Below are 24,563 nucleotides of genomic sequence, written 5' to 3'. Positions count from 1 at the left end.
GCAGAAGAACAACGACATGCCACCAAAAGCAAAACGAATTCCACACGCCATGACGCTTCATGGCGATACCCGCATCGACAACTACTACTGGCTGCGCGACGACGACCGCGTGCAGCCCGCCGTGCTCGACTACCTTAAGCAGGAAAATGACTACGGGCACGAGGTAATGACCTCGCAGCGCAGCTTGCAGGATAAAGTGCTCAAGGAGATTGTCGATCGCATTCCTGAACGTGAAGTCTCCGCGCCCTATAGCAGAAACGGCTACCGTTACCGACGCGTTTACGAACCCGGATGCGAATACGCTATTTTTCAACGCCAGTCGGTGCTGAAAGAAGTATGGGACGATTGGGACGTGCTGCTCGATGGCAATCAGCGAGCGGCTCATAGCGAGTTTTATACGCTTGGCGGGATCCTGGTTTCACCGGACAATACGCTGCTCGCAATCACCGAAGATTTTCTCTCCCGCCGCCAGTACGGCTTACGCATTCGCAATCTGGAAAACGGGAACTGGTATCCGGAAACGCTGGAAAACGTGGAGCCGGATTTTGTCTGGGGTAACGACTCGCAAACGCTGTATTACGTGCGTAAGCATCCGACTACGCTGCTGCCTTTCCAGGTCTGGCGGCATACCGTCGGGATGCCGATGTCGGCAGATGAGCTGGTGTATGAGGAGCAGGACGACATGTTTTACGTCAGCCTGCACAAAACCAGTTCAAAACATTACGTGATCGTTCATCTTGCCAGTGCGACGACCAGCGAAGTGCTGCTGCTGGATGCGGAGCTGCCGGATGCGCAGCCGCTGTGCTTCCTTCCTCGCCGTAAAGATCATGAATACAGCCTTGACCATTTCCAGCATCACTTTTATCTGCGCTCGAACCGCGAGGGAAAAAACTTCGGTCTTTATCGATCGTCAGTCCGCGACGAAAGTCGCTGGGAGGCGCTTATCCCTCCGCGTGAGGAGGTGATGCTCGAAGGCTTTACGCTGTTTACCGACTGGCTGGTGGTGGAAGAGCGTCAGCACGGCTTAACCAGCCTGCGCCAAATCAACCGCAAAACCCGGGAGTCGTTCGGAATTGCCTTCGACGATCCGGCGTACGTTACCTGGCTTGCCTATAACCCCGAACCGGATACACCACGGCTTCGCTACGGCTATTCGTCGATGACGACGCCGGACACGCTGTTTGAGCTGAACATGGATACCGGCGAACGTACGGTGCTTAAGCAGCAGGAGGTGAAAGGGTTCGATGCCAGCCGCTATCGTAGTGAGCATCTGTGGGTTAAAGCCCGCGACGGCGTTGAGGTGCCGGTCTCACTGGTGTATCACCGCGAGCATTTTCGTCAGGGCAATAATCCGCTGCTGGTCTACGGCTATGGCTCCTATGGTGCCAGCATGGATGCCGACTTTAGCAGTAGCCGCCTGAGTCTCCTCGATCGCGGCTTTGTCTTCGCCATTGCCCACGTTCGCGGCGGCGGGGAGCTTGGGCAGCAGTGGTATGAAGACGGCAAGTTCTTGTTGAAAAATAATACCTTTAACGACTATCTCGACGTCTGCGATGCGCTGCTGGCGCAGGGCTATGGCAACCCGTCGCTCTGCTACGGCATGGGCGGCAGTGCGGGTGGTATGCTGATGGGCGTGGCGATTAATCAACGACCGGAGCTGTTCCATGGTGTCATTGCCCAGGTGCCGTTTGTGGACGTGGTGACAACCATGCTGGATGAGTCTATCCCGCTCACGACCGGAGAATTCGAGGAGTGGGGCAATCCGCAGGATCCGGAGTATTACGAGTATATGAAAGGTTACAGTCCCTACGATAACGTCGGACCGAAAGCCTATCCGCATCTGCTGGTGACCACCGGGCTGCATGACTCACAGGTACAATACTGGGAGCCGGCAAAGTGGGTGGCGAAACTAAGGGAGCTGAAAACCGACGATAACCTGCTGTTGCTTTGTACCGATATGGATTCCGGGCACGGCGGGAAATCGGGGCGCTTTAAAAGCTATGAAGGTGTGGCGCTCGAGTACACGTTCCTGATCGCGCTGGCCCAGGGGACGCTGCCGGGCCAGGCGCCGCGCTAGCTATTCTCCCAGCCAGTGTTTCAGCGTCAGGCGGAGCTCCGGGCTCATTGAGTTGAGATTATTGAACAGCCAGCGGAGGTAGCCGGGATCTTTCTTAGCAATCTCCGCCACCGGTTTACCGCGGTACTTGCCGAAGGTGAAGGTCGTCATTAATGCAGGTCGTCCGGTGATATCGACCATTTGATCCGCGTTCCAGCCGGAGACGTTCATAATATCAATCAGCAGCGCTGCCGTGATATAGCAGTCATACAGGGCGCGGTGATGATGCAGGCCCGGCGGTGTGGAGACGCTTAGCTTGCGGGATTTGTACAGCGCCATATTGCTGTACTTGATGCCTGGCCACAGGCGACGAGCGAGCTTCATGGTGCAAATCCACTCCCCGTTCATTTCCGGCAACACGCGGCGATCGAAACTGGCGTTATGTGCCACGTACCACGCACTGCCCTGGTAATGCGGCACCACATCCTCAATCCACGGCTTATCGGCGACCATCTCCTCAGTAATGCGATGGATTGCCATCGCCTGCGGGCTGATGGGTCTGTCCGGTCGCACAAGATGGCTCATGGGGTTGGTTATCTTACCGTCAACAATGTCTACCGAGGCAATTTCAACGACGCCTCCCTGTAAATCACAGGTTTCCGTATCGATAACGCGTAACATGGTGCTCTCCCGGCTAAAAAGAGGCAGGTTATGCGTCGCAGCGGCTTTCGTCAATGGCGTAAAGGCTTTCCCGCATGGGAATGATCTCTCCTTCCCATCCACCCTCGTATTTGCGTCCGGTCAGCAGCAGTTCACCGCTATCGGCGCGTACGATGAGCTGACCGTGTTCATCCCATAGGGCACTTCCGCCGGCAAAATTAGATTTCAGCACGGCGATGGCGTATTTGTGTGCCAGCCGTTGCAGCTGCTGAACTGATTGCTGTTGCTGAAACTCCCGGGTGCAGGTGCCTGCAGCAAGCAGGGAGGCCAGCGGATCCAGTTCGTTGTCTTCGGCCTCTGGGGCAAGAATACTGATGTGGCGCGCCTGCGGCGTCTGGCAGGTGCCCTGACACAGCATGAGAGGGGCGGTATTTCCGGGGACAAACACGGCCACGCCTTTATGCCGTTCACCGTTTTGTTCCACCGGGAGGCCGGCGAAAATCGTTATGCCGTGGCGAGAGGCGGCATAGCTCAATGGCTCAAGCAGTTCTCTGTCGGGCGGAGGGGGAAGGGGCGACGAGGTATCCGGGCCAGTCAGCGACAGCTCCGGAAAGACGATAAGCTGGCAGGTGAGTTTTGCTGCCGCTTCGATAAACCGTAAATGATGGGCAATATTTTCCGCAACGTTCCTGTTGCAGGCCGTGTACTGTGCAGCGGCAATAGTCCATGCAGGCATAGTGGCTTCCTTAACACTTTCCTGACTCAGCGTCCGTGAGTCGCACTTAAGAATTTTCCATTGAAGTGTAGCAGGGTAAATGTAAGGAAGTGTAACTCTCAGTAAGGCTTATTTGGCTTTGGGCTCGTACGGCAGGCGAGAGAGGTTGACCGACGCCAGACGATGGGCGATCAGGCGCTCGCGAAACCAGTCGCGCAGATGGGCAGGCTGTTCACGTTCAACCACTTCGGCGACGATCGGCATATTGTAGCGCTCTTTAAAAGCGACCCCGGCAGCGGCCAAATCGACATTCACTTTGTCCATTTCGTCCTGGGGGATTTTTGCCAGATTGGTGTGCATCATGGTCTCCTTCTGTTATCGCGGCTGAAAGTACTAAGCGTGTCGGGAAAAAGCAAGTACGACGGCGTGGAATCTCGACGTAAACATTATACAGCGTTATCCTTTGGGCCAGATAAATAACAAAAGGGAATGAAGAGAATGAACCTGACCGCTTCCCGTGCCTTGCGCGCTGGTGTGTTACTGACTTGCCTTTTCTCCACAACTGCCGCATTCGCTCACGCACATCTCAAACAGCAATCTCCTGCTGCTAATGCGCTGGTGACAACGGTCCCACAGGCGCTGACGCTCAGCTTCTCCGAAGGCATTGAGGTGAAATTCAGCGGCGTCACCGTCACTGGCCCACAGCAGATCAAAGTCCCATTAGGAGCCGTGAAGCTCAACGAGAAAGACAGTAAGCAGCTGATTGTCCCGGTAGAGCAATCTCTTAAGCCAGGTGATTACACCGTCGACTGGCATGTGGTGTCCGTCGACGGGCATAAAACTCAGGGCCAGTATCACTTCAGCGTGAAATAAGCGTGCTGGCCGCTGCGTATGTCGGGCTGAGAGGCCTGCATTTTATCGCCGTGATGCTGGCGTTTGGCGTCGTGTTGTACGGTGCCTGGTGGGCCATGCCGTCATTACGTCGCCTCATTATGCAGCGTTTCAGCATGGTTCTCCGCTGGGCTCTGCTGGTGAATGCCGTTTCTGTCACGCTGATACTGATGGTGCAGGGCGGCCTGATGGGTAACGGCTGGCGTGATGTGGTGCGCCCGGATATCTGGCTGGCGGTGCTGGAGACGCGTTTTGGCAGCGTCTGGCTGTGGCAAATTCTGCTGACGTGGGTTGCGTTGCTGGTGGCGCTGATTCGGCCTGCGAAACTGGCTCCGTTGCTGCTTATCCTTTGCGTCGCTCAGTTTTTACTGATGGCGGGCACAGGACATGCCGCGATGCATGATGGTATTGTCGGCGCGTTGCAGCGCACCAATCATGCGCTGCATCTGCTCTGCGCCGGGGCCTGGTTTGGTGGGCTGCTGCCGTTCCTGTACTGCCTGCGATTGACTCGGGGGCACTGGCGAGCGTCGGCAATACACACCATGATGCGCTATTCGCGCTACGGCCATGTGGCTGTCGCGGGCGTCGTACTGAGCGGGATTACCAACGCCTTGCTGATTCAGGGGCAGCTTATTGCCGATACCGCTTATGGACGGCTGCTGTTGGTGAAATGTGCGTTAGTGGCGCTGATGGTGGTAATCGCGCTGGCGAACAGGTATGTTCTGGTGCCGCGGCTGAAGGCCGATGGGGCGTACATGCAGGCGCTATTTTTGCGCACCACTCAGGCTGAAATGATCTTAGGGGCTCTGGTATTAGCGGCGGTTAGTCTGTTTGCAACCTGGGAACCGTTTTGAAAAAAGTGGCTTTATTATGAAAAAACTCGTTCTTTCTATGCTGTTATTGGCAACTTCTGGAGCTGCTCTCGCGGCACCGCAGATTATCACCGTCAGCCGCTTTGAAATCGGCAAAGCGCAATGGGCGTTTAATCGTGAGGAAGTCATGCTGACCTGCCGCCCAGGCAACGCGCTGTATGCCATTAACCCGAGTACGCTGGTGCAGTATCCGCTGAATACCGTTGCCGAGCAGGAAGTGAAAGCAGGTAAAACCACGGCTCAGCCCATTTCGGTGATTCAGAATGACGATCCGGCAAAACCGGGTCAAAAGATGAGCCTGGTGCCGTTTATCGCCCGCGCAGAGAAGCTCTGCTGACCGAAGCGCTAACCGTTTGACTGGCAATAAAAAACCGCAACGTTTTCAGCTGAAAACCTGCGGTTTTTGTGTTTTGTGACGCTTTGCTCACGGTTTTTTTCTGACCACTTTCGTCGCGGACTGGAAAACCTGGCATGGTCATCTATTCTTAAAGGGCAAGGCGACTTTAGCCTGCATTAATGCCAACTTTTAGCGCACGGCTCTCTCCCAAGAGCCATTTCCCTGGACCGAATACAGGAATCGTATTCGGTCTTTTTTTATTTGTAAGTCATATCAGCAACTTACAAAGACCGTATCGAAATTTTATCGAAATCCCGTATTCGGTCTTTTTCCGTTATACCACAACAAAATCGGCCTTAACATTTTTTTTACACGAAAAATTCAGATCGTCACGCATTGGTTGTGGCCTATGAAAGGTACATTTATGTATGCCATTTTCAGGGTTTGTGGCCGAAGAGTTGGTGGGGGATCGTTTGCGGTAGGCAACTTCATAAAGTCGCGCTGTGAGTTGATAGTTTGCTTAATGGTAGGATAAAAACTGGGTTCCAGCCCTTACGTACAAAAAGTTAATGCAGTTCATAATGCGGAGTTACATAAAAATAGACTGCTAAACAAAGCAATTCAGCAGATTGATGTGCTGCAGGATACCGTAGAACTCGGTGGCAACTGATTAAGAAGTTTCAAATTGAAGTTATGGAAGTAATGTAGGGTACTATTGAATCGAATTGACACTAATAGCCCCCGATGTTAATCAACGTGCATTAAATTTTTGAACGTGAAACTATCTCGTTAACCTTTTTTGTATATACCGTGCAGTTATCGGGGATGTCTTTATTAATAAAGCTCATTGCACCAATAATTACATTATCGCCAATGGTAAGGTTATCTCCGATAACGCAGCTATTAGAGCCAAGATAAAAATTATCGCCAATTTTTATGATACCATCAAGTCCATTTCCAGAGCTGCCAATTACACAGTTTTGCGTTAGTTTCATGTTCTTACCGGCAACAACTCGTTTCGTAACTACTACGCCAACATGATGGGCAATTGTTAGGCCTGGGCCGATTGTTGCACCTAACATAAGGTCGCAAGTAAATTTTTGTTTAATTTTTGAGTGTATTTTATACGCGATTCGTTTATGTCCTTTTCTGAATAAATAATCTGCGAGGCGCCACCAGAAAACAAATTTTAAACCGGGTTTATTCCTCAGTCTTGAAAATATTCTTAGGTATGAGAATTTTTTACTTTCTCCGATGACTTCAATATGCCAGTATTTTTTTAATTCAGAGTATGAATACATTTCACAGCGTTCCTGTTTTTTTTGATGCTCCAGTGTCGCACGTTTTTTTGAGCGCTCGATTCAGTTCCTCTTCCTCAGGGCCGGTTATACAGCCATAAAAAGGATATAAGGTGAAATAGCACGCGGTAATACTTCGCCGTTGTACTTTCACTACTGATTGTTACATGCAACACTGACTGAATCTGCAAGTTGGGTGCCAGTGTTGCCAGAACTGTACTTTAAAGTTTCCGGCTCTTCCGGCGTTGATGGCGAGTCCTTGTCAATCGGCTGCATTATGCCACAATAAAATCGGGTTTAATATTTTTTACAGGAAAATTCGCGGGTGGTGGCGCAGATGTTGCGTGGCTATCTGACGTTGAGGCAAAAAAATCCCCTTCACTTAGCAGGGGAAAGGGGACAAAGCTTGCAATGAATATTATATCGGATTCACTTTGGCGATTTCAGAGGGATATGCAGTGCCGCCAGTGCCTGGTCTGAACATCTCTCATCAAGGGGATGGATTCAGACTGACTGGAAACGAGCCGTTTTTTGCGTCACGTTTCGCTATGCATAATAGGGATTGCCGCTGAAGGCTTCAAACATCAATTTGTTTATTTTTTAACAGGTTACGCAGTGATTATTCGGGTGTGACGATGTCGGGATAGATCAGCGTTTCAAGGTAGCTTACCAGCACCCAGATTTGATCGCTGAAGATAAACCAGATGCCGACGATCAGAATCACCAGGATCAGTAGTATGAGGAAGATTTCAGTTTTGCTCATAGCCTGGAGGCACCGCCAGCGGGGAATCGGAATGTTATCAGCAAGATGATAGCGGATCACCACGGGGCACGGCAAACGCGGAGCACTAAGCTTGTGCCTGATTACAGGTACAAGCTCATTTTATGGGGGTCAGGCCAGTGGAAAAAGAGTCTTAAACTGTATGGCCATTTCATCAAGTAGAGCAAAGCGGCGGCGGTATTCTGCACGCTTTTTGCTCGCAATCTCTTGAATGGACTTTCGTTCCTGCTGAAGCGGCAGCTGCCAGCGGAATTCGCTGGTCTTGACGCCTTCGATGGAGGCCCAGAACTCGTCATAGCTGGCATGGAAATGCCGGCCTTTGCTGAAGCGATAGCGCAGGGCGCGGAAAACATGCCCGTTATCACTCACGCCGGTGATGCGGACAATGTCACATTCAGCGGCCAACAGGCCAAAGAATTCAACCAGAATGCGTTTCGGGAATAAGCCATAGCAGGCGCGAGTTGCGGATTTTATAACCTCATGTGAAACGGAGCGGCGTGGGCCCTGCAGCCCGCCGACGATCAATTCCCATCCTTCTGAATCGCGCCTGATACAGAAAGTGGTGCTGGCGAGCACGGTATTATCTTCGCTACAGAACCAGAGTGTGCTTTCACCTTCACGCTCAGCTTTGCACGCGCAGGAAGCGTACAGCGTGAATTTAGCTTCATCTTTACCCGTAAATGTCAGTAAGGGCGTCGGGTCTATGGCGGTCAGGGCAGCGGCAAGCGTTGGGCTTTTCAGTGAATCAATAAACTGATAGTGACCCACAATGGCTTCTGCGCGCTGCGTGGAAGAGAGACCGCGAGTGAGATATTGGCGATGTGTTTTACTCGGCAAAGTCACCTGAGCATTCAGCAGGCGCATAAAATCGGGACGCTGCCCGAGGCTGTCGAGCATGAGCCGGGTCGAACGATAATAAATTAGCGTGCGCAGCAAAAATTTAAGACGGTAATCTGCTTTTTTCCAGATAGGTGCCGGAGCAAGGTTGCCCTTGATCAACTCGGAAATAATGTGGGCCTGTGGCGTTGGCGATAGCAGGGAGTGCAGGGAGTTGTCGGTCACGATATTAACCTCATTTTGTTTCAGAGGCTATTTTAGCGGCAACAATGGCTGGCTCTAACGCATCCGCAGGTTTTATTCCCGGCGTGTTTAGCCTTTATTTAAGTTTACGGAAAAAGCCCTGAGCGTATTCAGCGTTCTATACTTTGTAGAAGGGGGAAAATATGTATCAGCGCGTGGAAGGTAATACGTGGCAACATATCTGGCTAACGGGCGATCTGCATGGCTGCTTTGCTTTGCTGATGTCTGCGCTGAAGGCCCGAAAGTTCAACCCTTATAAGGATTTGCTCATTTCTGTTGGCGATCTGATCGACCGCGGCCCGGACAGCCTGAAATGTCTTGAACTCCTTGAGGAAAAATGGGTGTTGGCCATTCGCGGCAACCACGAACAGATGGCGATGGATGCGCTGACGCATCAGCAGCTATCGCTGTGGGAGCTTAACGGCGGGGAGTGGTTTGAGCGCTGTTCGCCGTCTGAACGTGCCGCCGCCCGGCGGCTGTTGCAGGCCTGCGAAGCGCTGCCTTTCATCATTGAGATAGTCACTGACTCGGCGACGCACGTGATTGCCCATGCGGATTACCCGGGGGCACACTACCGTTGGCAGCAGACCGTTGACTGGCATCGGGTGCTTTGGGACAGACAGCGCCTGAGCGATCATCTTGCGGGTCAGCATCATCCCATTGATGGGGCCGATCATTTTTGGTTTGGCCACACGCCGCTCAGGCACCGTTACGATGCGTTGAATCAACACTATATCGATACCGGCGCCGTCTTTGGCGGCAAGCTGACGCTGGTGCAGCTTCAGTAATTACAGATTGCTGTACGCCTGTGCAGGTTGCCAGAATCCATCAATAAAATCCTCTATCGGAAAGCAGCCACCATGGCGAATACGCTGGTCGTGCATGGCCCGAACGCATTGAGGTTCGGTGTTATAGACGTCGACAACGATATCTTCACAGCCGCCATCGAGGTAACAAATAAACAATACCAGAGCGAACATGACTTCCCCACACCTGAAGAGCGAACTTTAAGTGTAAGAGAGATAAGCGAAACGGGAAATAATTAACCCGCCTGCAGGCGGGTTACATTGGCATCAGGCTAAGCGCATGACCCAAGCGTCGGACTGACGATCGTAATGCTGGCGGTAGAGGACGGAGTGCTCGCCGTCGAGAATGGCTGGCACGCTGGTTTCGGCATCCCATGCATCAAGCTGCATGCACAAATCAGGATCGGATTTACAGGGAATACTTAACGTTCGCTCGCCCTGTTGGTCGCCATGCAGTTCGGCGTCATCAATTTCAAATGCGCCGATTCGTACGCTGGTTTTAGTCATAATGCTCTCCGGTTGTCTGCTCTGTTGTGGTACGACCAGTTAAGCCGCCCATTTTTCAGCGTAGACAACGACGAGCATTTTGCCAGTCAGAACGTGCTTATTTTTTATTCCCCGCTACGCCTTGCCAGCAAAGAGTTTACCGTCGCGGACCAGTTCACGCGGGTAGCTGTTTTTTAGCCGCGAGCCGACTTTTTTTGCCAGCCCCAGCGGATGTCCCTGAAAGGTCACGATAACGTCGTCGCGGGACGGTGGGTTTTCTGGCCAGACGTCGCGGCCACGATACCACTCTTCCGCTTCGGCAAGCGTTAACTCAAAGCGTGAACTTTTTTCACCCGCCAGCGCGATAACCGCTTCATGCTGCCAACGATAACCTTTGTTAAAGGTTTCTGCGAGGCGCATGCCGATGCGTGAAAAACGCACTTTACCAATCAGCGGTTCGATTTCAGCCGGGAACAGCCAGATCTCTTTATCACGCTGCCACAGGTGCAGGTTTTCATTCCATTCCAGACCCACGGCGGCAGCGGCCTGGATAACGGCTGAAGCCTCACGGCCTTTCATTGGCGTGAACGGGAATTTGCCAACCTTATAGCCCGGGGCAGGCAGTGCTTCTATGGCGGCTGTTTTACGTAAACGAGCCACGAAAAAACCTTCGCAGTCGTAAATTTGCGGGAACACGTGCAGGAAACCTTCCGGCGTCAGCGCCAGTTCAGCCCCGCTGAAAAGCGCATTGAGCGGTGTGACTTCCACCGCCTGTGGATAGCGTGCCAGCAGCCAGGCCAGCACGTCTTCGTTCTCTTCCCGGTTGAGCGTACAGGTAGAATAAACCAGCGTTCCTCCGGTTTTCAGCGCATGAAAAGCGCTGTCGATCAGCTCCCGCTGAGTGCCGGCTATCTCGCTGTTGCTTTCGGGTGACCAGTTTTTCAGCGCGTCCGGATCCTTACGTACCACGCCCTCACCGGAGCAGGGCGCATCCAGCAGTATTGCATCAAAACTTTCTGGCAGGGCTGCGCCAAATACGCGACCGTCGAAGTGGGTGAGGGCGACGTTACCGATCCCGCAGCGGCTGATATTAGCGTGAAGAACTTTGACGCGGCTGGCGGAAAATTCATTGGCAAGGATCGCACCCCGGTTCCCCATTCGTGCGGCAATTTGCGTTGTTTTGGAACCCGGTGCGGCTGCCACGTCCATCACGCGCTGCGGCTGATTGTCGTCGGCGAAAAGCGCCGTTACCGGCAGCATGGAGCTGGCTTCCTGAATATAAAACAGCCCGCTCAGGTGCTCGGCTGTGCTGCCAAGCGGGAGAGAATCTTCGTCATCGCGTTCGATCCAGAATCCTTCTTCGCACCACGGCACTGGCGTCAGCTGCCAGCCGTAAGGCGCGACCAGCTGCAGGAATTCCGCAACGGAAATTTTAAGCGTATTCACGCGAATGCTGCGACGCAGAGGACGCTGACAGGCAGCGATAAAGTCGTCGAAGGAGAGGTGAGACGGCATTGCTGCACGCATCACCTCGAGAAAGGAGTCAGGAAGATAAGCCACGAAACGCACCAGATTCAGAAACGGGCGCGCAGTTTACCACAGCGACGCCAGCTTCTTACAGCCAGCGTCGCTGAGGGTTATCGCGGCAGGGCCGTGCCCCAGTCGCGCCACTCTTTCGGTTCAGAATCCTGTAACAGGAAATGCTTGTTATCCTGCGCCTTCGGCGCGAGCGGCGTGCCCGGAGGCGTCGCGAAGGCAATACCGCCGCGAATGAACTGGTTAAATGTCCCGGTTTTCACTACGCCGCCGATGATGCCGAAATCGAGGTTGTAGCCTGAAGCCAGCCAGAAGACCGAATTATTACGCACCAGATGCTGATAGCGCTGGCTGATACGCAGCGCAACCATCACGCGGTCGGAGAGAGAACCCAGCTGCAGCCCGGTGACGGTACCGACCTCAATGCCGCGGAACAGCACCGGTGTACCGATGCTGAGCGATCCGGCTTCCGGCGCTTCGACGATGATGCTCAGGCCGTCGAGGTAGCGGGAATCGGTAATCGTGGCTTCCTGTAATTCAAAATCACGGCGTGGGTTGCCACCACGACCCGGTTCGACGTTGATATACGGTTGCAAAATGGTGTCCAGGTGTTCCACGCCTGCGGCTGAAATCTGCGGGGTGACGACCGAGAAACGGGTCCCGCCCCGGGCAAAGGTGTTGACGTATTCCGGATAGAGCACGGCTTTTGCCTGAACTTCGTTGCGGGCAGTGATCAGCTCCAGCGTCTGGATCTGACCAATATCAATGCCCAGATAACGAATTGGCATGCCTGCCGACAGCTTCCCGGCGTCAAAAGCATGTAGCGTGATTTGCCCGCCCACGGCGCGCGCAGCCGTCTCGGAAGAGTAGAGAATGCGTTTGTCGCCTTTACGCGCCCCGGCCCCGGCACCGCTCAGATTATCAAAGCTAATCGCCCCGCGCAGCGCCCGGGAGAGCGGGGAGGCCTGTACCGTTAAGCCACTGCCGTTGAGCTGCACTTTCGCGCCGCCCTCAGCCCAGAACACGCTGTTTGGCGTCAGCAGCTGGCGATACTCCGGTTTAATATGCAGATCGATATCAAACGCATTTGCGCGTGGACGCACGGTGATCACTTCACCTACTTCAAACTTGCGATACAGCACCACGGAACCCGCCTGTACGTCCGGGAGCGTGTCCGCCGTCAGCGTCAGCGTCGTTGTGGGCAAATCTCCGAGGCTGTTTTCCAGCGCTTTCTCCAGATTGGCATACAGCGGGTATTCCTGCTTCATCGGGCCTTTCTCACCGGGCAGAATGCGGATCCCACCGCTCAGCCACTCGGTGGCGCTGGCTCCGAGGAATTCAACGCCGTCGAGGCCCACTTTGACGTCAACACGGCTGTTCACCACGAACTTCGTATCACCGTGAACGAGGTCACGGTATTGTGGGTCGATAGCAACAGAAAGCGACACGCCTTTGCCCGTCAGCGTTCTCTCCAGTACCTGACCAATCTTAATACCGTGGAGGATAATCGGCTGGCCCGCATCGATGCCGTAGGAGTCCGGAGCATTCAGCGTCAGCGTGGCAACGCCGGGCTCCTGCAGCAGGGTTTTGTCGGCAGGGACGACGACGAAACGATCGCGCGGCTCGCCTTCACCTGGTACCAGCTCAAAGGTGCTCCCGGTCAGCAGGGAACTGAGGTTGGTGTTATCGAGCGAGAGCTTAGGATTGCGCAGTTCGATGCGGGTTTTCTCGCGCAGCAAATTGACGACGCTCGGGTCAACCGTCATCTCTCCGCTTACGGCGCCGCCTGGATTGAGATCCAGTTTGGTAAGCTGACCGACTTCCAGACCCTGATACATCAGCGCCGTTGAGCCTGCTTTCAGGCCGTTGCCATCTGGCAGATCCAGTTTGACGATGACGCCGCGCTGGCTGTGTGCCAGGTCTTCGTACAGGCCAAATTCGTCGTTCTGGGTCGCCACTGCCGAGTTGTCCGGCGAATCGAAGGCAATTGCGCCGTTAACCAGCGCGGCAAGGCTCTCAAGCTGAACTTTGGCGCCGCTCAGTCCGACATCCGCTTTGATTCCCGATACGTTCCAGAAGCGGCTGCCTTTTTTCACCAGGTTGGTGAAACGCCTGTCGATGAGAATATCAATGGTCACGCCCTGCTTATTGGCGTTAATGGCGTAATCGTAGACGCGCCCAACGGGAATTTTGCGGAAGTAGACCAGCGACCCGCTGTTGAGTGAGCCTAAATCCGGAGCGTGAAGGTGGATCATCAGCTCGCCGTTGTTCAGGCGATATTTCGGCTGTGTATCCAGCGCGGTGAAATGATCTTTGGCTTCACCTTTACCTGGCATCATGCCGATGTAGTTGCCGCCGACCAGCGCATCAAGGCCAGAAACCCCGGCCAGAGAGGCCTTCGGCGTAACGAGCCAGAACTGCGTTTCTTCGCGCAGTGCGTCTTTCATGTCGCCTTTAATGCTGGCCTTGACCTCAATATGGTTGAGATCTTTGGCAAGATTAATGGATTCCACCGTGCCCACTTCCACGCCCTGGTAGCGTACGGGCGTACGCCCAGGGACGATGCCGTCCGCCGAGATGAAGTCGATGGTAATGGTGGTGCCGCGATCTTCAAAGCTGCTCCAGATAAGCCAGCCAGCTATCAGCAATGCGATGACCGGCAGGAGCCAGAAAGGAGAGATACGGCGTTTGGTTTTAATTCTCGCTTCAGTCGGTGAAGCGGGCGTTTCCTGACTCATGTGCATCCCAAAGTAAGCGGCTGTCCAGCCATTCAACAGCAAGAATAGTCAATATTACCGCAGCGCCGAAATAAAACGCAGCGGGTCCCATAGTAAAAGCCAGCAGCTGGTCGCGGTTGATAAGCGACGTCATCAGCGAAATCACGAACAGATCCAGCATCGACCAGCGGCCGATCCAGGTCACGAAACGCAGCAGCAGAATGCGGGTTCTGAGGCCCTGTTCACACTTAAAGTGAATGGATACCAGCAGCGTCAGCAGCACCAGCACTTTCGTAAACGGCACCAAAATACTGGCGATAAATACAACGGCCGCCACCGGAATATTACTGTTACCAAGCGACATAATGCCGGAAAGAATGGTGTCTTCCTGACGAGCGCCGTTGACATAAATAATCGAGATAGGCAGCAGGTTCGCCGGGAACAGGAAGATCAGCGAGGCAATCAGCGCCGCCCAGCATTTTTGCAGGCTGTAAGGGCGACGGTGGCGCAGCGGCACGTGACAACGGCGGCAGCGACCGCGTGAATCAGAGAAGCCAGTGTGATGGCAGCCGAGACACACCTGCAGGCCTGGATCGGGCCGCTGGGCCGGGCGCTGTGGGTAGAAACGGTCCCAGAGTTGTTCCACGTTCAGATGAATCAGCGTCAGGATGCTCAGCAGCACGAGGGAGACAAAGGCGATCAGACCCACGCCAGGCTGAAGAAAGGCGTAGTCCTGCACCTTTATTGATGCCACGCCGACGCCAACCAGATAGATGTCGAGCATGACCCACTCTTTAAGCCTCTCCAGCATCAGCAATACCGGGCGAAGATTCATGCCAAGAATATTTCCGAGCCACAGCCAGGCGATGGCAACCACCAGAACCAGCGGTGCAGCCACGCTGCAAAAAAGCACCATCGCTGCGGGGATGGGATCGCCCTGATCGGTCATCTGCCAGATACCCTGCAGCAGATTAGCGTCAATGCGAATGCCGAGCAGGTGCAGACGTAGCAGCGGCTCACTCCAGGCAAAGGGCATCAGCAGCATCATCGTAATTGCCATGGCGGCCAGACGCGTTAATGACCAGTCGCGCCCGTCGCGAATTTTTGCGTCACAGCGAGGACAATAAGCGCTCTGGGAGGCCTTTACCACGGGCAAGCTGAACAGAATGTCGCACTGCGGGCAGCGATGGTACTCCGCGGGTGATAACGGACTACCTATCGCATGAATACTGATTTTTTTGCCAGGCGTTATTTGAGAAGCTCGTAGTGCCATTTATTCGCTTTAGAAATGAATGTATAACTCTATCTTAACCTATGAACCGATACATCTTGAGCCCGAACGCATTTAATGTTTATTTTAACAGGTTATGCGTCGGCGATGACCGGCTTCGAAGTAAGACAATAAGCGATTGAATAATGAACAAATCAGAGTTTTACGCGGACCTTAACCGCGATTTTCAGGCATTAATGGCAGGTGAACCCAGTTTTTTAGCCACACTCTCCAACACCAGTGCGCTGCTTTTTGAACGGCTGGCAGACGTTAACTGGGCCGGCTTTTATCTCCTTGAAGGTGACACTTTGGTACTGGCACCGTTCCAGGGAAAAATCGCCTGCGTTCGTATTCCTGTCGGGCGCGGGGTTTGTGGCACTGCCGTGTCGCAAAATCGGGTGCAGCGCGTGGAAGATGTTCACGCCTTTGATGGTCATATTGCCTGTGATGCGGCCAGCAATTCAGAAATTGTCTTCCCGCTGACCGTGAATGGCCAAATCATCGGCGTGCTGGATATCGACAGCCCCGAGCATGCCCGCTTCACGCCTGAAGATGAGCAGGGTCTGCAAACGCTGGTCAGCCAGCTTGAGCAGCTGCTTGCGGGTACCGATTATCACAAATTCTTTCAGCCTGTCGCAGGATAATCAACGGATAACGTAGCAATTACCGATGGCGTCATTATAATGACGCCTGTTCATGCCTGCGGTATGTTGGCTACGTCCGTTGTAATCAGGAAATTTCATGGAAAATCAACCTAAGTTGAATAGCAGTAAAGAAGTTATCGCATTTCTGGCCGAACGATTCCCTCAGTGTTTTAGCGCTGAAGGCGAGGCGCGCCCACTGAAGATTGGTATTTTTCAGGATCTGGTGACGCGCGTTGAGGGGGAAATGAACCTCAGCAAAACCCAGCTTCGTTCCGCCTTACGTCTTTATACTTCCAGCTGGCGCTATCTGTACGGTATTAAAGCGGGCGCGACCCGTGTCGATCTCGACGGTAATCCGTGCGGCGAGCTGGACGAACAGCATGTGACCCATGCACGCCAGCAGCTTGAAGAAGCGAAGGCTCGCGTTCAGGCACAGCGTGCAGAACAGCTGGCTAAAAAACGCGAAGCTGCCATTGCGGCAGGCGAGCCGGTAGATGCACCACGTCGTGAGCGTAAACCACGTCCATCTGCACCTCGTAAAGAAAACGCGAAGCCGCGTAACACGGCTAAACCAGCAGCGGCAAAAGCATCACGTCCAGTACGTGAAGAGCGTCTGACGCCGGTTTCAAACATTTCCGAGCTGAACGTTGGCCAGTCTCTGAAGGTGAAAGCGGGCAACAACGCAATGGATGCCACTGTACTGGAAATCACCAAAGATGGCGTTCGTGTACAGCTGACTTCTGGTCTGTCAATGATTGTACGCGCGGAACATCTGGTGTTCTGAAACGGAGGCCGGGCCTGGCATGAACAACTTTTTTAAGGTCACTGCGCTCGCTGGCATGCTGTTACTGGCAGGCCAGTCGTTCGCCGTGGACGACATCACTCGTGCTGACCAGATTCCAGTTCTTAAGGAAGAGCCTCAGCATGCAACGGTCAGCGAGCGTGTAACGTCTCGCTTTACCCGTTCTCATTATCGCCAGTTCGATCTCGACAATGCGTTCTCGGCGAAGATTTTCGACCGCTATCTCAATCTGCTGGACTACAGCCACAATGTGCTGCTGGCCAGCGACATCGCGCAGTTTGAATCGCGTAAATCGCAGGTCGGTGACGAACTGCGCAGCGGCAAACTGGACGTTTTTTACGATCTCTACAATCTGTCGCAAAAACGCCGTTTTGAGCGCTATCAGTATGCGCTTAAGGTGCTTGAGCGCCCGATGGACTTCACCGGCAATGACACCTACAACCTTGACCGCAGCAAAGCGCCGTGGCCGAAGGACGAGGCAGAGTTAAATGCGCTGTGGGACGGTAAAGTCAAATATGACGAGCTGAGCCTCAAGCTTGCCGGAAAAGATGAAAAAGAGATCCGTGACACGCTGACTCGCCGCTACAAGTTCGCGATTCGTCGTCTGGCGCAGACCAACAGCGAAGACGTGTTCTCCCTGGCAATGACGGCATTTGCCCACGAAATCGACCCGCACACCAACTATCTCTCCCCGCGCAATACCGAACAGTTCAATACCGAAATGAGCCTGTCTCTGGAAGGTATCGGTGCGGTACTGCAAATGGATGATGACTATACGGTCATTAACTCCATGGTGGCAGGCGGCCCTGCGGCGAAGAGCAAAGCGATAAGCGTTGGCGATCGTATCGTTGGCGTCGGCCAGACCGGCAAAGCGATGGTTGATGTGATCGGCTGGCGCCTGGACGACGTGGTTGCGTTGATCAAAGGTCCTAAAGGCAGCAAGGTGCGTCTGGAAGTGCTGCCTGCTGGCAAAGGAACCAAAACCCGTATCGTGACGCTGACGCGCGAACGTATTCGTCTTGAAGACCGCGCCGTGAAGATGTCGGTGAAAAACGTCGGCAAAGACAAAGTTGGCGTGCTGGATATTCCCGGCTTTTACGTGGGCCTGACGGACGACGTGAAAGTTCAGCTTCAGAAGCTGGAAAAACAGAACGTAAGCAGCATTGTTATCGATCTGCGCAGCAACGGCGGTGGTGCACTGACGGAAGCCGTTTCGCTTTCCGGCCTGTTCATTCCATCTGGTCCCGTAGTGCAGGTGCGTGATAACAACGGTAAAGTGCGTGAAGACAGCGATACCGATGGCGTGGTGTATTACAAAGGCCCGCTGGTGGTGCTTGTTGACCGCTTCAGCGCCTCGGCATCAGAAATCTTTGCTGCGGCAATGCAGGACTACGGCCGTGCGCTGATCGTCGGTGAACCAACCTTCGGGAAAGGCACCGTGCAGCAGTATCGCTCGCTTAACCGTATCTACGATCAGATGCTGCGCCCTGAGTGGCCGGCGTTGGGTTCCGTACAGTACACCATCCAGAAGTTCTACCGTATCAACGGCGGCAGTACGCAGCGTAAAGGTGTTACGCCGGATATCATGATGCCGACAGGCAGCGAAGAGACGGAAACCGGCGAGAAGTTCGAAGATAACGCTCTGCCGTGGGACAGCATCAATGCTGCAACCTACGTCAAAACGGGTGATATGACGCCGTTTGGTCCGGAACTGCTGAAGCTGCATAACGATCGTATCGCCAAAGATCCGGAGTTCCAGTACATCATCAAAGATATTGCACGCTTTAACGCGCTCAAAGCGCGTCGCAATATCGCCTCACTGAATTACGCTCAGCGTGAGAAAGAGAATGAGGAAGATGACGCAACTCGCCTGGCGCGCATCAACGATCGCTACAAGCGTGAAGGTAAGCCGCTGCTGAAAAAACTCGACGATCTGCCGAAGGATTATCAGGAGCCGGATCCGTATCTGGATGAAACCGTTCATATTGCCGATGACCTCGCCGGTATGGAAAAAGAGAGTCCAGCGGTAACCCCTCCCGCAAGTAAATAACCTCCTACAGGCACAAGAAATTGTGCCTGTTTTTTTATCTGCCTTTTAAACGCGTCAGCGAGTTGCAACATAATGTAAAGTTGTGTCTTTCTCGTGACTTAGCGCCCTCTGATAGTTGAAAATCCTCGTAAGACCCATACGATATGGGTACTCGCATAGTGCGTTTTGTTACAACGAGGTTAAAGAATATTATGATGCGAATCGCGCTTTTCCTGATGACTAACCTGGCGGTTATGGTCGTCTTCGGGCTGGTGCTAAGCCTGACAGGAATTCAGTCAAGCAGCATGACGGGGCTGCTGATTATGGCGCTGCTTTTCGGTTTTGGCGGCTCGATTGTGTCGCTGATGATGTCGAAATGGATGGCGCTGAAATCGGTCGGCGGCGAAGTTATCGAACAGCCACGCAACGAAACTGAGCGCTGGTTAATGAATACCGTCGCACAGCAGGCCCGCCAGGCGGGGATTGCCATGCCGCAGGTTGCGGTATATCACGCGCCGGATATCAACGCTTTTGCAACCGGCGCACGCCGTGATGCATCGCTGGTTGCGGTCAGCACTGGCCTGCTGCAAAACATGAGCCGTGACGAAGCCGAAGCGGTTATCGCACACGAAATCAGCCACATCGCCAACGGTGACATGGTGACGATGACCCTGATCCAGGGCGTCGTGAACACCTTTGTGATTTTCATTTCCCGCGTTATCGCCCAGATTGCCGCAGGTTTCCTTGGCGGAAACCGCGATGATGGGGAGAGCAGCAATGGTAACCCGCTGATTTATTTCGCGGTCGCCACGGTTCTGGAACTGGTGTTCGGTATCCTGGCCAGCATCATCACCATGTGGTTCTCCCGTCATCGTGAGTTCCATGCGGATGCAGGCTCGGCTAAGCTGGTAGGCCGTGAGAAAATGATTGCTGCCCTGCAGCGTCTGAAAACCAGCTATGAACCGCAGGAAGCCAGCAGCATGATGGCGTTTTGCATCAATGGTAAAGCGAAGTCCATGAGCGAACTGTTTATGACGCACCCGCCGCTGGATAAACGTATCGAAGCACTGCGCAGCGGCGAATACCTGAAATAACCGAATTCACAGCACGACACTAAAGCAAAGCGCCTCAATTGAGGCGCTTTTTTTACGTTTTTATTCAGGCAGATACGCGGGGTTGAGTGACGCGCAGCCCGCTGACAATTGCCGCGACAACCGCAAGCGTTCCCGCGAGCAAAAGCGATGTGTGTGTACCATGAGTACCAAACAGGTTGAACATCAGCGCCACCAGCGCTGCGCCGGTACTCTGTCCTAACAATCTCGCTGTACCGAGCATACCGCTGGCACCGCCGCTGCGATGGCGCGGCGCGGCGGAGACAATCGTGTGATTGTTCGGCGACTGGAACAGACCAAAGCCTGCGCCACAGAGCATCATGCGCCAGATGATATCCACATCGTGCGGCGAAGCGGGCAGAAGCGCCAGGGCAAACAAACCGCTCGCCATCACCGCCAGTCCCAATGCGCCGAGCAGGCCCGCGTGCACTTTTTCGATGAGATACCCGGCAAGCGGAGCCATCACCATCGTCGCGAGCGGCCATGGCGTCAGCAGCAGGCCGGTTTCGACTTCGCTTCGTCCCATCACGGATTGCAGGAAGAAGGGCAAAGAAACCAGCGCCAGCATTTGTGCACAGAAAGAGCAGATTGAGGTACAAATTGAAAGCGAGAAAAGCGGGATGCGCAACAGATCTACCGGCAACAGTGGAACGGGGAGCCGTAGCTGGCGGCGAACGAAGAAGAATCCGACAATCAGCATCACGGCCAGTTCGCCCAGAACCAGCGCTTTTGACTGACCTTGAGCAAATCCGCTCAGCGCAGAGATGAGCAGCCCGAATGTCAGGGCGTTCATAATGGCGCTGGGCAGATCAAAACGTGAGGCCTGGCTGCGGGCCGGGTTGGCGGGCAAAAAACGTACCGCCAGAATAAACGAGACGATCCCCAGCGGCACGTTAATCAGAAACAGCCACTGCCACGATGCCACAGAGAGGATCGCAGCGGCGATAGTCGGCCCTGCCGCTGAGGAGACGGCAACGATAAATGAGTTGATGCCCATCCCGCGGCCCAGAAAGCGCTGCGGATAAATCAGGCGTATTAGCGCGGTATTCACGCTCATCAGCGCAGCACCGCCGAAACCCTGCGCGACTCGAGCCAGGGTCAGCATTTCAAGCGAATGCGACAAAGCACAAACAAGCGAGGTACAGGTAAACACCACCAGGCCATATTTATAGATGCGCCGGTAGCCAAACATATCGCCGAGAAAAGCGAGACTCAGAAGCGATATAACAATCGCTATCTGATAGGCGTTCACAATCCAGATTGACGCTGCAGGAGACGCGTGTAAATCGCTGGCGATCGTGGGAAGCGCAACGTTGGCGATAGCGCCATCGAGAACCGCCATCGAAATACCGAGCACGATCGTCAGAATGGCACCATAACGTTGCGGCAACGGCAGGCCATCAGGGGCTGTTTTATCCATGTGAAAAATACATCTTCGATGAAATCATTATGCAGGTAATGATTTTAGCATTGATTATTCGGCAGTATGTCGCAGATTTGTAACGAAGTGACAGAAGAGTGATTGCGGTGGAAGGGGCGTGAAATTATAATAAAAACCAGTTCTGATTTTTATAAAACAGTCACGGTGAGGTGATTAATGGCAGTTGCAGATTTGGATAAACAGCCAGATTCTGTCTCTTCTGTATTGAAGGTTTTTGGCATTCTGCAGGCGCTTGGTGAAGAGCGTGAGATAGGGATTACTGAGTTATCGCAGCGCGTGATGATGTCGAAAAGTACGGTTTATCGCTTTTTGCAGACCATGAAGTCTTTGGGTTACGTGGCGCAGGAAGGCGAGTCTGAAAAATACTCCCTGACGCTTAAGCTGTTTGAGCTGGGTGCTCGTTCACTGCAAAACGTCGACCTGATCCGCAGTGCGGATATTCAGATGCGTGAGCTCTCACGCCTGACTAAAGAGACGATCCATTTGGGCGCGCTGGATGAAGACAGCATTGTCTATATCCATAAGATCGACTCAATGTACAACCTGCGTATGTATTCGCGCATTGGTCGTCGTAACCCGCTTTACAGCACGGCTATCGGCAAAGTGCTGTTGGCCTGGCGTGACCGCGAAGAAGTGAAGCAAATTCTTGAACATGTTGAGTACAAGCGCAGCACTGAGCGCACCATTGCCAACACTGAAGAGCTGCTTCCGCTGCTGGATAAAGTTCGCGAGCAGGGATACGGTGAAGATAACGAAGAGCAGGAAGAAGGGCTGCGCTGCATTGGGGTGCCGGTCTTTGACCGTTTTGGCGTGGTGATTGCCGGGTTGAGTATTTCATTCCCGACGCTGCGCTTCTCCGAAGAACGACTGCACGAATATGTCGGCATGCTGCACACGGCGGCGCGTAAAATTTCTGAACAAATGGGATATAACCACTACCCGTTCTGATTCGCAGGCAGAATGCAAAAACGCCGCAGTGAGCGGCGTTTTTTTAGGGATAGCGATGACGATTAACCGTTATCTACCACAACTTTGCTCTTGCGCAGTAATGGGCAATCGGTCAGGCCGATGATACCGCTGTCGCTATGAACATACTGCGCAGTGCTGGTGCCGCGAGCCGTCAGGTATTTACATTGCAGACCCAGACCGCCCACATTTTCATTGCTGCCAATCAATATGCCGTAGCCAGTTAACAGTAAGCCGATCCAGAGTATTGCCAGTACAATAATTGTACGAAGAGTAAAGCGCATCATTAGCCTCAGTATTAGTGCTGTTTATGGGCATTAGGTTAGTTTGTTCACGCTCTGAAACAAGTCGATGATTCCGAAAATGAACTGACTCCTTTACAGTTAGCCGCCGTTTAAGGTTAGCGTGCTAATCTGTTCACAAACAGGTAAAGCGGAGCGTGGAGTGAAAAAATTAAGGTGGGCTGTTCTGATTGTTGTTGTTCTGGTTGTTTGTCTTTTGCTGTGGACTCAGACGATCAACGTGCTTTGCGATCAGGATGTCCAGTTTTTCAGCGGTATCTGCACCATCAATAAATTCATTCCATGGTAAGCTTTTTTCTTACAGGACATTTCCTTCCTCAGGCCGAGTGATAGAATGATGGCTCCAATTTGAGGTGGTGAAATGGTTGATCTAATGAATGCCGGAATGTTGAATCTGGCCTCCCTGGCGGTCTCTCTGCTGGTGCTGGTTGTTGGCCTGGTGCTATGGTTTTTTGTTAACCGGGCGAGCTCGCGAACGAACGAGCAGATTGAACTTCTGGAAGCTCTGCTGGATCAGCAGAAACGTCAAAACGCCTTACTGCGTCGTCTTTGTGAAGCAAATGAACCGGATAAAGAAGAGCCGGTGAAAGCGGTGGAACAGGATAAGGCGCAGGACGAGGATGATGATTTTATCCGTCTGGTGGCGGAGCGCTGATCGTCTTCCCGGCGGCAGCGCAGGTTACTGCCGGGATACTCATCTGCTATAACCGTTTATTATGAGCTAGCACAAACTCATCTCACACTTTCCTTGCTATTTGCTCCCGAAAGTTGTCAAAAAAATTTAATTCTTTAAAGAATCATCTGACAATCTCTTCCGGTAAATCAGCGAAACGTTTTTATTGCCTCATGATGAGGCAGCACCAGCAGATTTTCATTATTCTGGTGCAGCGTCATTTATATTTAATATTCACGACCAGACTGCCATTTATAAGCTATTGGTTCTTCAGATGAAGCATAGTTATGCACAAAAAGCCTGAGTTTAGAAAAATCTTGCGTTTAAGCGCCTGTAATCTGGCGGAAGCGAAGCCGTTGAGCTATCGTAAAAAAGTCGCAAAAGTAACCAGCCTGCGTGGTATTTACTCTGGGCATTAGCAGGCAGGCGGGGCCTGAACGTTCGCATAATTGTGCAGGCGATCGACACTCCGTTCGGCGATCTGTGCGACCGATCGAGACATGTTTAAAAATGGCTTGCCATTATTAACGTTGTATGTGATAACACGTTTTGGGTTAAACGAGGTACAGTTCTGTCTATGTGTGGCATTTTCAGTAAAGAAGTCCTGAGTAAACACGTTGTCGTTGAATACCGCTTCTCTGCCGAACCTTATATTAGTGCCTCATGCAGTAATGTCTCAGTTTTATCTCTGTAAGTGCCCACGGGCGAAGAAAACACTCTAAGGAATTTTGCAAATGGCAAAGATTAAAGGTCAAGTTAAGTGGTTCAACGAGTCTAAAGGTTTTGGTTTCATTACTCCTGCTGACGGCAGCAAAGATGTGTTCGTACACTTCTCTGCAATCCAGGGTAATGGCTTCAAAACTCTGGCTGAAGGCCAGAACGTTGAGTTCGAAATTCAGGATGGCCAGAAAGGCCCTGCAGCGGTTAACGTTACTGCTATCTGATTACGAATCCACTGATCTCATTTGACATCAGCCATAAAGCCTCGCATCTGCGGGGCTTTTTACGTTTATAACAAAATGTTTCCGTATCCCTTCCTGGTCGCACCTGGTTGCAAAACCACATCATTATTAGCATTGTTTCGCGGTT

General features: G+C 53.0%; 26 protein-coding genes and 1 pseudogene. 14 read left to right on the top strand and 13 right to left on the bottom strand.

The window, feature by feature from the left end; genetic code table 11:
- The first annotated feature begins 16 nt into the window (after window positions 1-16).
- Entirely contained in the window at window positions 17-2,077 is a 2,061-nt protein-coding gene (gene ptrB, locus RTU33_RS05995) for an oligopeptidase B (RefSeq protein ID WP_312625989.1), read from the top strand.
- Here the strand turns inward: ptrB and exoX are convergent, their stop codons facing one another.
- From exoX to RTU33_RS05980, 3 genes are all read right to left on the bottom strand, one after another.
- Window positions 2,078-2,737 carry an exodeoxyribonuclease X gene (gene exoX / locus RTU33_RS05990; RefSeq protein WP_312625962.1) on the bottom strand — a complete coding sequence of 220 codons (660 nt, stop codon included), beginning with the start codon at window positions 2,735-2,737 and terminating at the stop codon, window positions 2,078-2,080. It lies immediately after the preceding gene.
- 28 nt (window positions 2,738-2,765) lie between these two features.
- Window positions 2,766-3,452: a carbon-nitrogen hydrolase family protein gene (locus RTU33_RS05985; protein WP_312625961.1), complete on the bottom strand. Its 687-nt coding sequence runs from the start codon at window positions 3,450-3,452 to the stop codon at window positions 2,766-2,768.
- Window positions 3,453-3,560: 108 nt separating this feature from the next.
- Window positions 3,561-3,791 (bottom strand): DNA polymerase III subunit theta, encoded by a 231-nt coding sequence (locus RTU33_RS05980; RefSeq protein ID WP_312625987.1) that lies wholly within the window; start codon window positions 3,789-3,791, stop codon window positions 3,561-3,563.
- A 138-nt stretch (window positions 3,792-3,929) separates the two neighbouring features.
- Here RTU33_RS05980 and yobA point away from each other — a divergent pair, with 138 nt between their 5' ends.
- Genes yobA through RTU33_RS05965 form a run of 3 tightly spaced genes read left to right on the top strand, consistent with a single transcriptional unit; the run spans window position 3,930 to window position 5,531 of the window.
- Window positions 3,930-4,304 carry a CopC domain-containing protein YobA gene (yobA, locus tag RTU33_RS05975; RefSeq protein ID WP_312625960.1) on the top strand — a complete coding sequence of 125 codons (375 nt, stop codon included), beginning with the start codon at window positions 3,930-3,932 and terminating at the stop codon, window positions 4,302-4,304.
- A 2-nt stretch (window positions 4,305-4,306) separates the two neighbouring features.
- A complete protein-coding gene (gene copD, locus RTU33_RS05970; RefSeq protein WP_312625959.1) occupies window positions 4,307-5,176 on the top strand; it encodes a copper homeostasis membrane protein CopD in 870 nt (289 codons plus the stop codon).
- 16 nt (window positions 5,177-5,192) lie between these two features.
- The gene (locus tag RTU33_RS05965; RefSeq protein ID WP_312625958.1) at window positions 5,193-5,531 is read left to right on the top strand and encodes a YebY family protein; all 339 of its coding nucleotides are present in this window, start codon (window positions 5,193-5,195) and stop codon (window positions 5,529-5,531) included.
- A gap of 761 nt (window positions 5,532-6,292) precedes the next feature.
- Here the strand turns inward: RTU33_RS05965 and RTU33_RS05960 are convergent.
- The 3 genes from RTU33_RS05960 to RTU33_RS05950 form a co-directional block, all read right to left on the bottom strand.
- On the bottom strand, window positions 6,293-6,832 hold the full coding sequence (locus RTU33_RS05960) for a serine acetyltransferase (protein WP_312625957.1): 540 nt from the start codon (window positions 6,830-6,832) through the stop codon (window positions 6,293-6,295).
- A 616-nt stretch (window positions 6,833-7,448) separates the two neighbouring features.
- Entirely contained in the window at window positions 7,449-7,592 is a 144-nt protein-coding gene (locus RTU33_RS05955) for an Ecr family regulatory small membrane protein (RefSeq protein WP_312625956.1), read from the bottom strand.
- A gap of 129 nt (window positions 7,593-7,721) precedes the next feature.
- Window positions 7,722-8,672 (bottom strand): VirK/YbjX family protein, encoded by a 951-nt coding sequence (locus tag RTU33_RS05950; protein ID WP_312625955.1) that lies wholly within the window; start codon window positions 8,670-8,672, stop codon window positions 7,722-7,724.
- A gap of 161 nt (window positions 8,673-8,833) precedes the next feature.
- On the opposite strand from RTU33_RS05950, the gene pphA reads away from it, so the two are divergent.
- Complete coding sequence (gene pphA, locus RTU33_RS05945; protein WP_312625954.1) at window positions 8,834-9,478, top strand: protein-serine/threonine phosphatase; 645 nt, start codon at window positions 8,834-8,836, stop codon at window positions 9,476-9,478.
- Here the strand turns inward: pphA and RTU33_RS05940 are convergent, their stop codons facing one another.
- The 5 genes from RTU33_RS05940 to yebS form a co-directional block, all read right to left on the bottom strand.
- On the bottom strand, window positions 9,479-9,670 hold the full coding sequence (locus RTU33_RS05940; protein ID WP_312625953.1) for a YebW family protein: 192 nt from the start codon (window positions 9,668-9,670) through the stop codon (window positions 9,479-9,481).
- 93 nt (window positions 9,671-9,763) lie between these two features.
- Window positions 9,764-10,003, bottom strand: coding sequence for a YebV family protein (locus RTU33_RS05935; protein ID WP_312625952.1), 240 nt, complete (start codon window positions 10,001-10,003; stop codon window positions 9,764-9,766).
- A gap of 114 nt (window positions 10,004-10,117) precedes the next feature.
- Window positions 10,118-11,542 (bottom strand): 16S rRNA (cytosine(1407)-C(5))-methyltransferase RsmF, encoded by a 1,425-nt coding sequence (gene rsmF / locus RTU33_RS05930; protein ID WP_409438226.1) that lies wholly within the window; start codon window positions 11,540-11,542, stop codon window positions 10,118-10,120.
- A gap of 77 nt (window positions 11,543-11,619) precedes the next feature.
- Window positions 11,620-14,256 carry an MlaD family protein gene (locus tag RTU33_RS05925; RefSeq protein WP_312625951.1) on the bottom strand — a complete coding sequence of 879 codons (2,637 nt, stop codon included), beginning with the start codon at window positions 14,254-14,256 and terminating at the stop codon, window positions 11,620-11,622.
- Window positions 14,225-15,508 (bottom strand): membrane integrity lipid transport subunit YebS, encoded by a 1,284-nt coding sequence (gene yebS, locus RTU33_RS05920; protein ID WP_312625950.1) that lies wholly within the window; start codon window positions 15,506-15,508, stop codon window positions 14,225-14,227. The genes RTU33_RS05925 and yebS overlap by 32 nt, the downstream gene beginning before the upstream one ends.
- 143 nt (window positions 15,509-15,651) lie before the next feature.
- On the opposite strand from yebS, the gene RTU33_RS05915 reads away from it, so the two are divergent.
- The 4 genes from RTU33_RS05915 to htpX all read left to right on the top strand — a co-directional run bounded on the left by RTU33_RS05915 (window position 15,652) and on the right by htpX (window position 20,074).
- Complete coding sequence (locus tag RTU33_RS05915; RefSeq protein WP_312625949.1) at window positions 15,652-16,149, top strand: GAF domain-containing protein; 498 nt, start codon at window positions 15,652-15,654, stop codon at window positions 16,147-16,149.
- A 97-nt stretch (window positions 16,150-16,246) separates the two neighbouring features.
- Complete coding sequence (gene proQ, locus RTU33_RS05910; RefSeq protein ID WP_312625948.1) at window positions 16,247-16,933, top strand: RNA chaperone ProQ; 687 nt, start codon at window positions 16,247-16,249, stop codon at window positions 16,931-16,933.
- Between the two features lie 19 nt (window positions 16,934-16,952).
- Window positions 16,953-19,001, top strand: a complete 2,049-nt coding sequence (prc, locus tag RTU33_RS05905; RefSeq protein ID WP_312625947.1) for a carboxy terminal-processing peptidase — start codon at window positions 16,953-16,955, stop codon at window positions 18,999-19,001.
- A 191-nt stretch (window positions 19,002-19,192) separates the two neighbouring features.
- A complete protein-coding gene (htpX, locus tag RTU33_RS05900; protein ID WP_312625945.1) occupies window positions 19,193-20,074 on the top strand; it encodes a protease HtpX in 882 nt (293 codons plus the stop codon).
- Between the two features lie 64 nt (window positions 20,075-20,138).
- Here htpX and RTU33_RS05895 read toward each other — a convergent pair whose 3' ends face one another.
- Window positions 20,139-21,512 carry an MFS transporter gene (locus RTU33_RS05895; protein ID WP_312625944.1) on the bottom strand — a complete coding sequence of 458 codons (1,374 nt, stop codon included), beginning with the start codon at window positions 21,510-21,512 and terminating at the stop codon, window positions 20,139-20,141.
- A gap of 177 nt (window positions 21,513-21,689) precedes the next feature.
- Here RTU33_RS05895 and kdgR point away from each other — a divergent pair, with 177 nt between their 5' ends.
- A complete protein-coding gene (gene kdgR / locus RTU33_RS05890) occupies window positions 21,690-22,481 on the top strand; it encodes a DNA-binding transcriptional regulator KdgR (RefSeq protein ID WP_312625943.1) in 792 nt (263 codons plus the stop codon).
- Between the two features lie 62 nt (window positions 22,482-22,543).
- Here the strand turns inward: kdgR and RTU33_RS05885 are convergent, their stop codons facing one another.
- Window positions 22,544-22,783: a YobH family protein gene (locus RTU33_RS05885; RefSeq protein ID WP_312625985.1), complete on the bottom strand. Its 240-nt coding sequence runs from the start codon at window positions 22,781-22,783 to the stop codon at window positions 22,544-22,546.
- A gap of 160 nt (window positions 22,784-22,943) precedes the next feature.
- On the opposite strand from RTU33_RS05885, the gene mgrB reads away from it, so the two are divergent.
- From mgrB to cspE, 4 genes and pseudogenes are all read left to right on the top strand, one after another.
- Window positions 22,944-23,090, top strand: coding sequence for a PhoP/PhoQ regulator MgrB (gene mgrB, locus RTU33_RS05880; protein WP_312625942.1), 147 nt, complete (start codon window positions 22,944-22,946; stop codon window positions 23,088-23,090).
- 72 nt (window positions 23,091-23,162) lie between these two features.
- Window positions 23,163-23,456: a YebO family protein gene (locus RTU33_RS05875; protein ID WP_312625941.1), complete on the top strand. Its 294-nt coding sequence runs from the start codon at window positions 23,163-23,165 to the stop codon at window positions 23,454-23,456.
- Between the two features lie 595 nt (window positions 23,457-24,051).
- Window positions 24,052-24,196, top strand: a pseudogene (locus RTU33_RS05870) (DUF2627 domain-containing protein).
- Between the two features lie 12 nt (window positions 24,197-24,208).
- The gene (gene cspE / locus RTU33_RS05865) at window positions 24,209-24,418 is read left to right on the top strand and encodes a transcription antiterminator/RNA stability regulator CspE (RefSeq protein WP_001062678.1); all 210 of its coding nucleotides are present in this window, start codon (window positions 24,209-24,211) and stop codon (window positions 24,416-24,418) included.
- Window positions 24,419-24,563 lie beyond the last annotated feature (145 nt).

The sequence above is a fragment of the Scandinavium sp. genome (assembly GCF_032012665.1).
In the GTDB taxonomy this organism is placed as follows: Bacteria; Pseudomonadota; Gammaproteobacteria; order Enterobacterales; family Enterobacteriaceae; genus Scandinavium.
This window is presented reverse-complemented; position numbering and strand designations above follow the sequence as displayed.

Bases quoted from the DNA above. Each gene is read 5' to 3' on its own strand.
- RTU33_RS05915 (WP_312625949.1), top strand. From the start codon at position 15,652: ATGAACAAATCAGAGTTTTACGCGGACCTTAACCGCGATTTTCAGGCA.
- RTU33_RS05980 (WP_312625987.1), bottom strand. From the start codon at position 3,791: ATGCACACCAATCTGGCAAAAATCCCCCAGGACGAAATGGACAAAGTG.
- RTU33_RS05885 (WP_312625985.1), bottom strand. From the start codon at position 22,783: ATGCGCTTTACTCTTCGTACAATTATTGTACTGGCAATACTCTGGATC.
- prc (WP_312625947.1), top strand. From the start codon at position 16,953: ATGAACAACTTTTTTAAGGTCACTGCGCTCGCTGGCATGCTGTTACTG.
- RTU33_RS05955 (WP_312625956.1), bottom strand. From the start codon at position 7,592: ATGAGCAAAACTGAAATCTTCCTCATACTACTGATCCTGGTGATTCTG.
- RTU33_RS05935 (WP_312625952.1), bottom strand. From the start codon at position 10,003: ATGACTAAAACCAGCGTACGAATCGGCGCATTTGAAATTGATGACGCC.
- ptrB (WP_312625989.1), top strand. From the start codon at position 17: ATGCCACCAAAAGCAAAACGAATTCCACACGCCATGACGCTTCATGGC.
- yebS (WP_312625950.1), bottom strand. From the start codon at position 15,508: ATGGCACTACGAGCTTCTCAAATAACGCCTGGCAAAAAAATCAGTATT.
- RTU33_RS05895 (WP_312625944.1), bottom strand. From the start codon at position 21,512: ATGGATAAAACAGCCCCTGATGGCCTGCCGTTGCCGCAACGTTATGGT.
- exoX (WP_312625962.1), bottom strand. From the start codon at position 2,737: ATGTTACGCGTTATCGATACGGAAACCTGTGATTTACAGGGAGGCGTC.
- htpX (WP_312625945.1), top strand. From the start codon at position 19,193: ATGATGCGAATCGCGCTTTTCCTGATGACTAACCTGGCGGTTATGGTC.
- RTU33_RS05875 (WP_312625941.1), top strand. From the start codon at position 23,163: ATGGTTGATCTAATGAATGCCGGAATGTTGAATCTGGCCTCCCTGGCG.
- kdgR (WP_312625943.1), top strand. From the start codon at position 21,690: ATGGCAGTTGCAGATTTGGATAAACAGCCAGATTCTGTCTCTTCTGTA.
- RTU33_RS05940 (WP_312625953.1), bottom strand. From the start codon at position 9,670: ATGTTCGCTCTGGTATTGTTTATTTGTTACCTCGATGGCGGCTGTGAA.
- proQ (WP_312625948.1), top strand. From the start codon at position 16,247: ATGGAAAATCAACCTAAGTTGAATAGCAGTAAAGAAGTTATCGCATTT.
- pphA (WP_312625954.1), top strand. From the start codon at position 8,834: ATGTATCAGCGCGTGGAAGGTAATACGTGGCAACATATCTGGCTAACG.
- yobA (WP_312625960.1), top strand. From the start codon at position 3,930: ATGAACCTGACCGCTTCCCGTGCCTTGCGCGCTGGTGTGTTACTGACT.
- cspE (WP_001062678.1), top strand. From the start codon at position 24,209: ATGGCAAAGATTAAAGGTCAAGTTAAGTGGTTCAACGAGTCTAAAGGT.
- RTU33_RS05925 (WP_312625951.1), bottom strand. From the start codon at position 14,256: ATGAGTCAGGAAACGCCCGCTTCACCGACTGAAGCGAGAATTAAAACC.
- RTU33_RS05965 (WP_312625958.1), top strand. From the start codon at position 5,193: ATGAAAAAACTCGTTCTTTCTATGCTGTTATTGGCAACTTCTGGAGCT.
- RTU33_RS05985 (WP_312625961.1), bottom strand. From the start codon at position 3,452: ATGCCTGCATGGACTATTGCCGCTGCACAGTACACGGCCTGCAACAGG.
- RTU33_RS05960 (WP_312625957.1), bottom strand. From the start codon at position 6,832: ATGTATTCATACTCTGAATTAAAAAAATACTGGCATATTGAAGTCATC.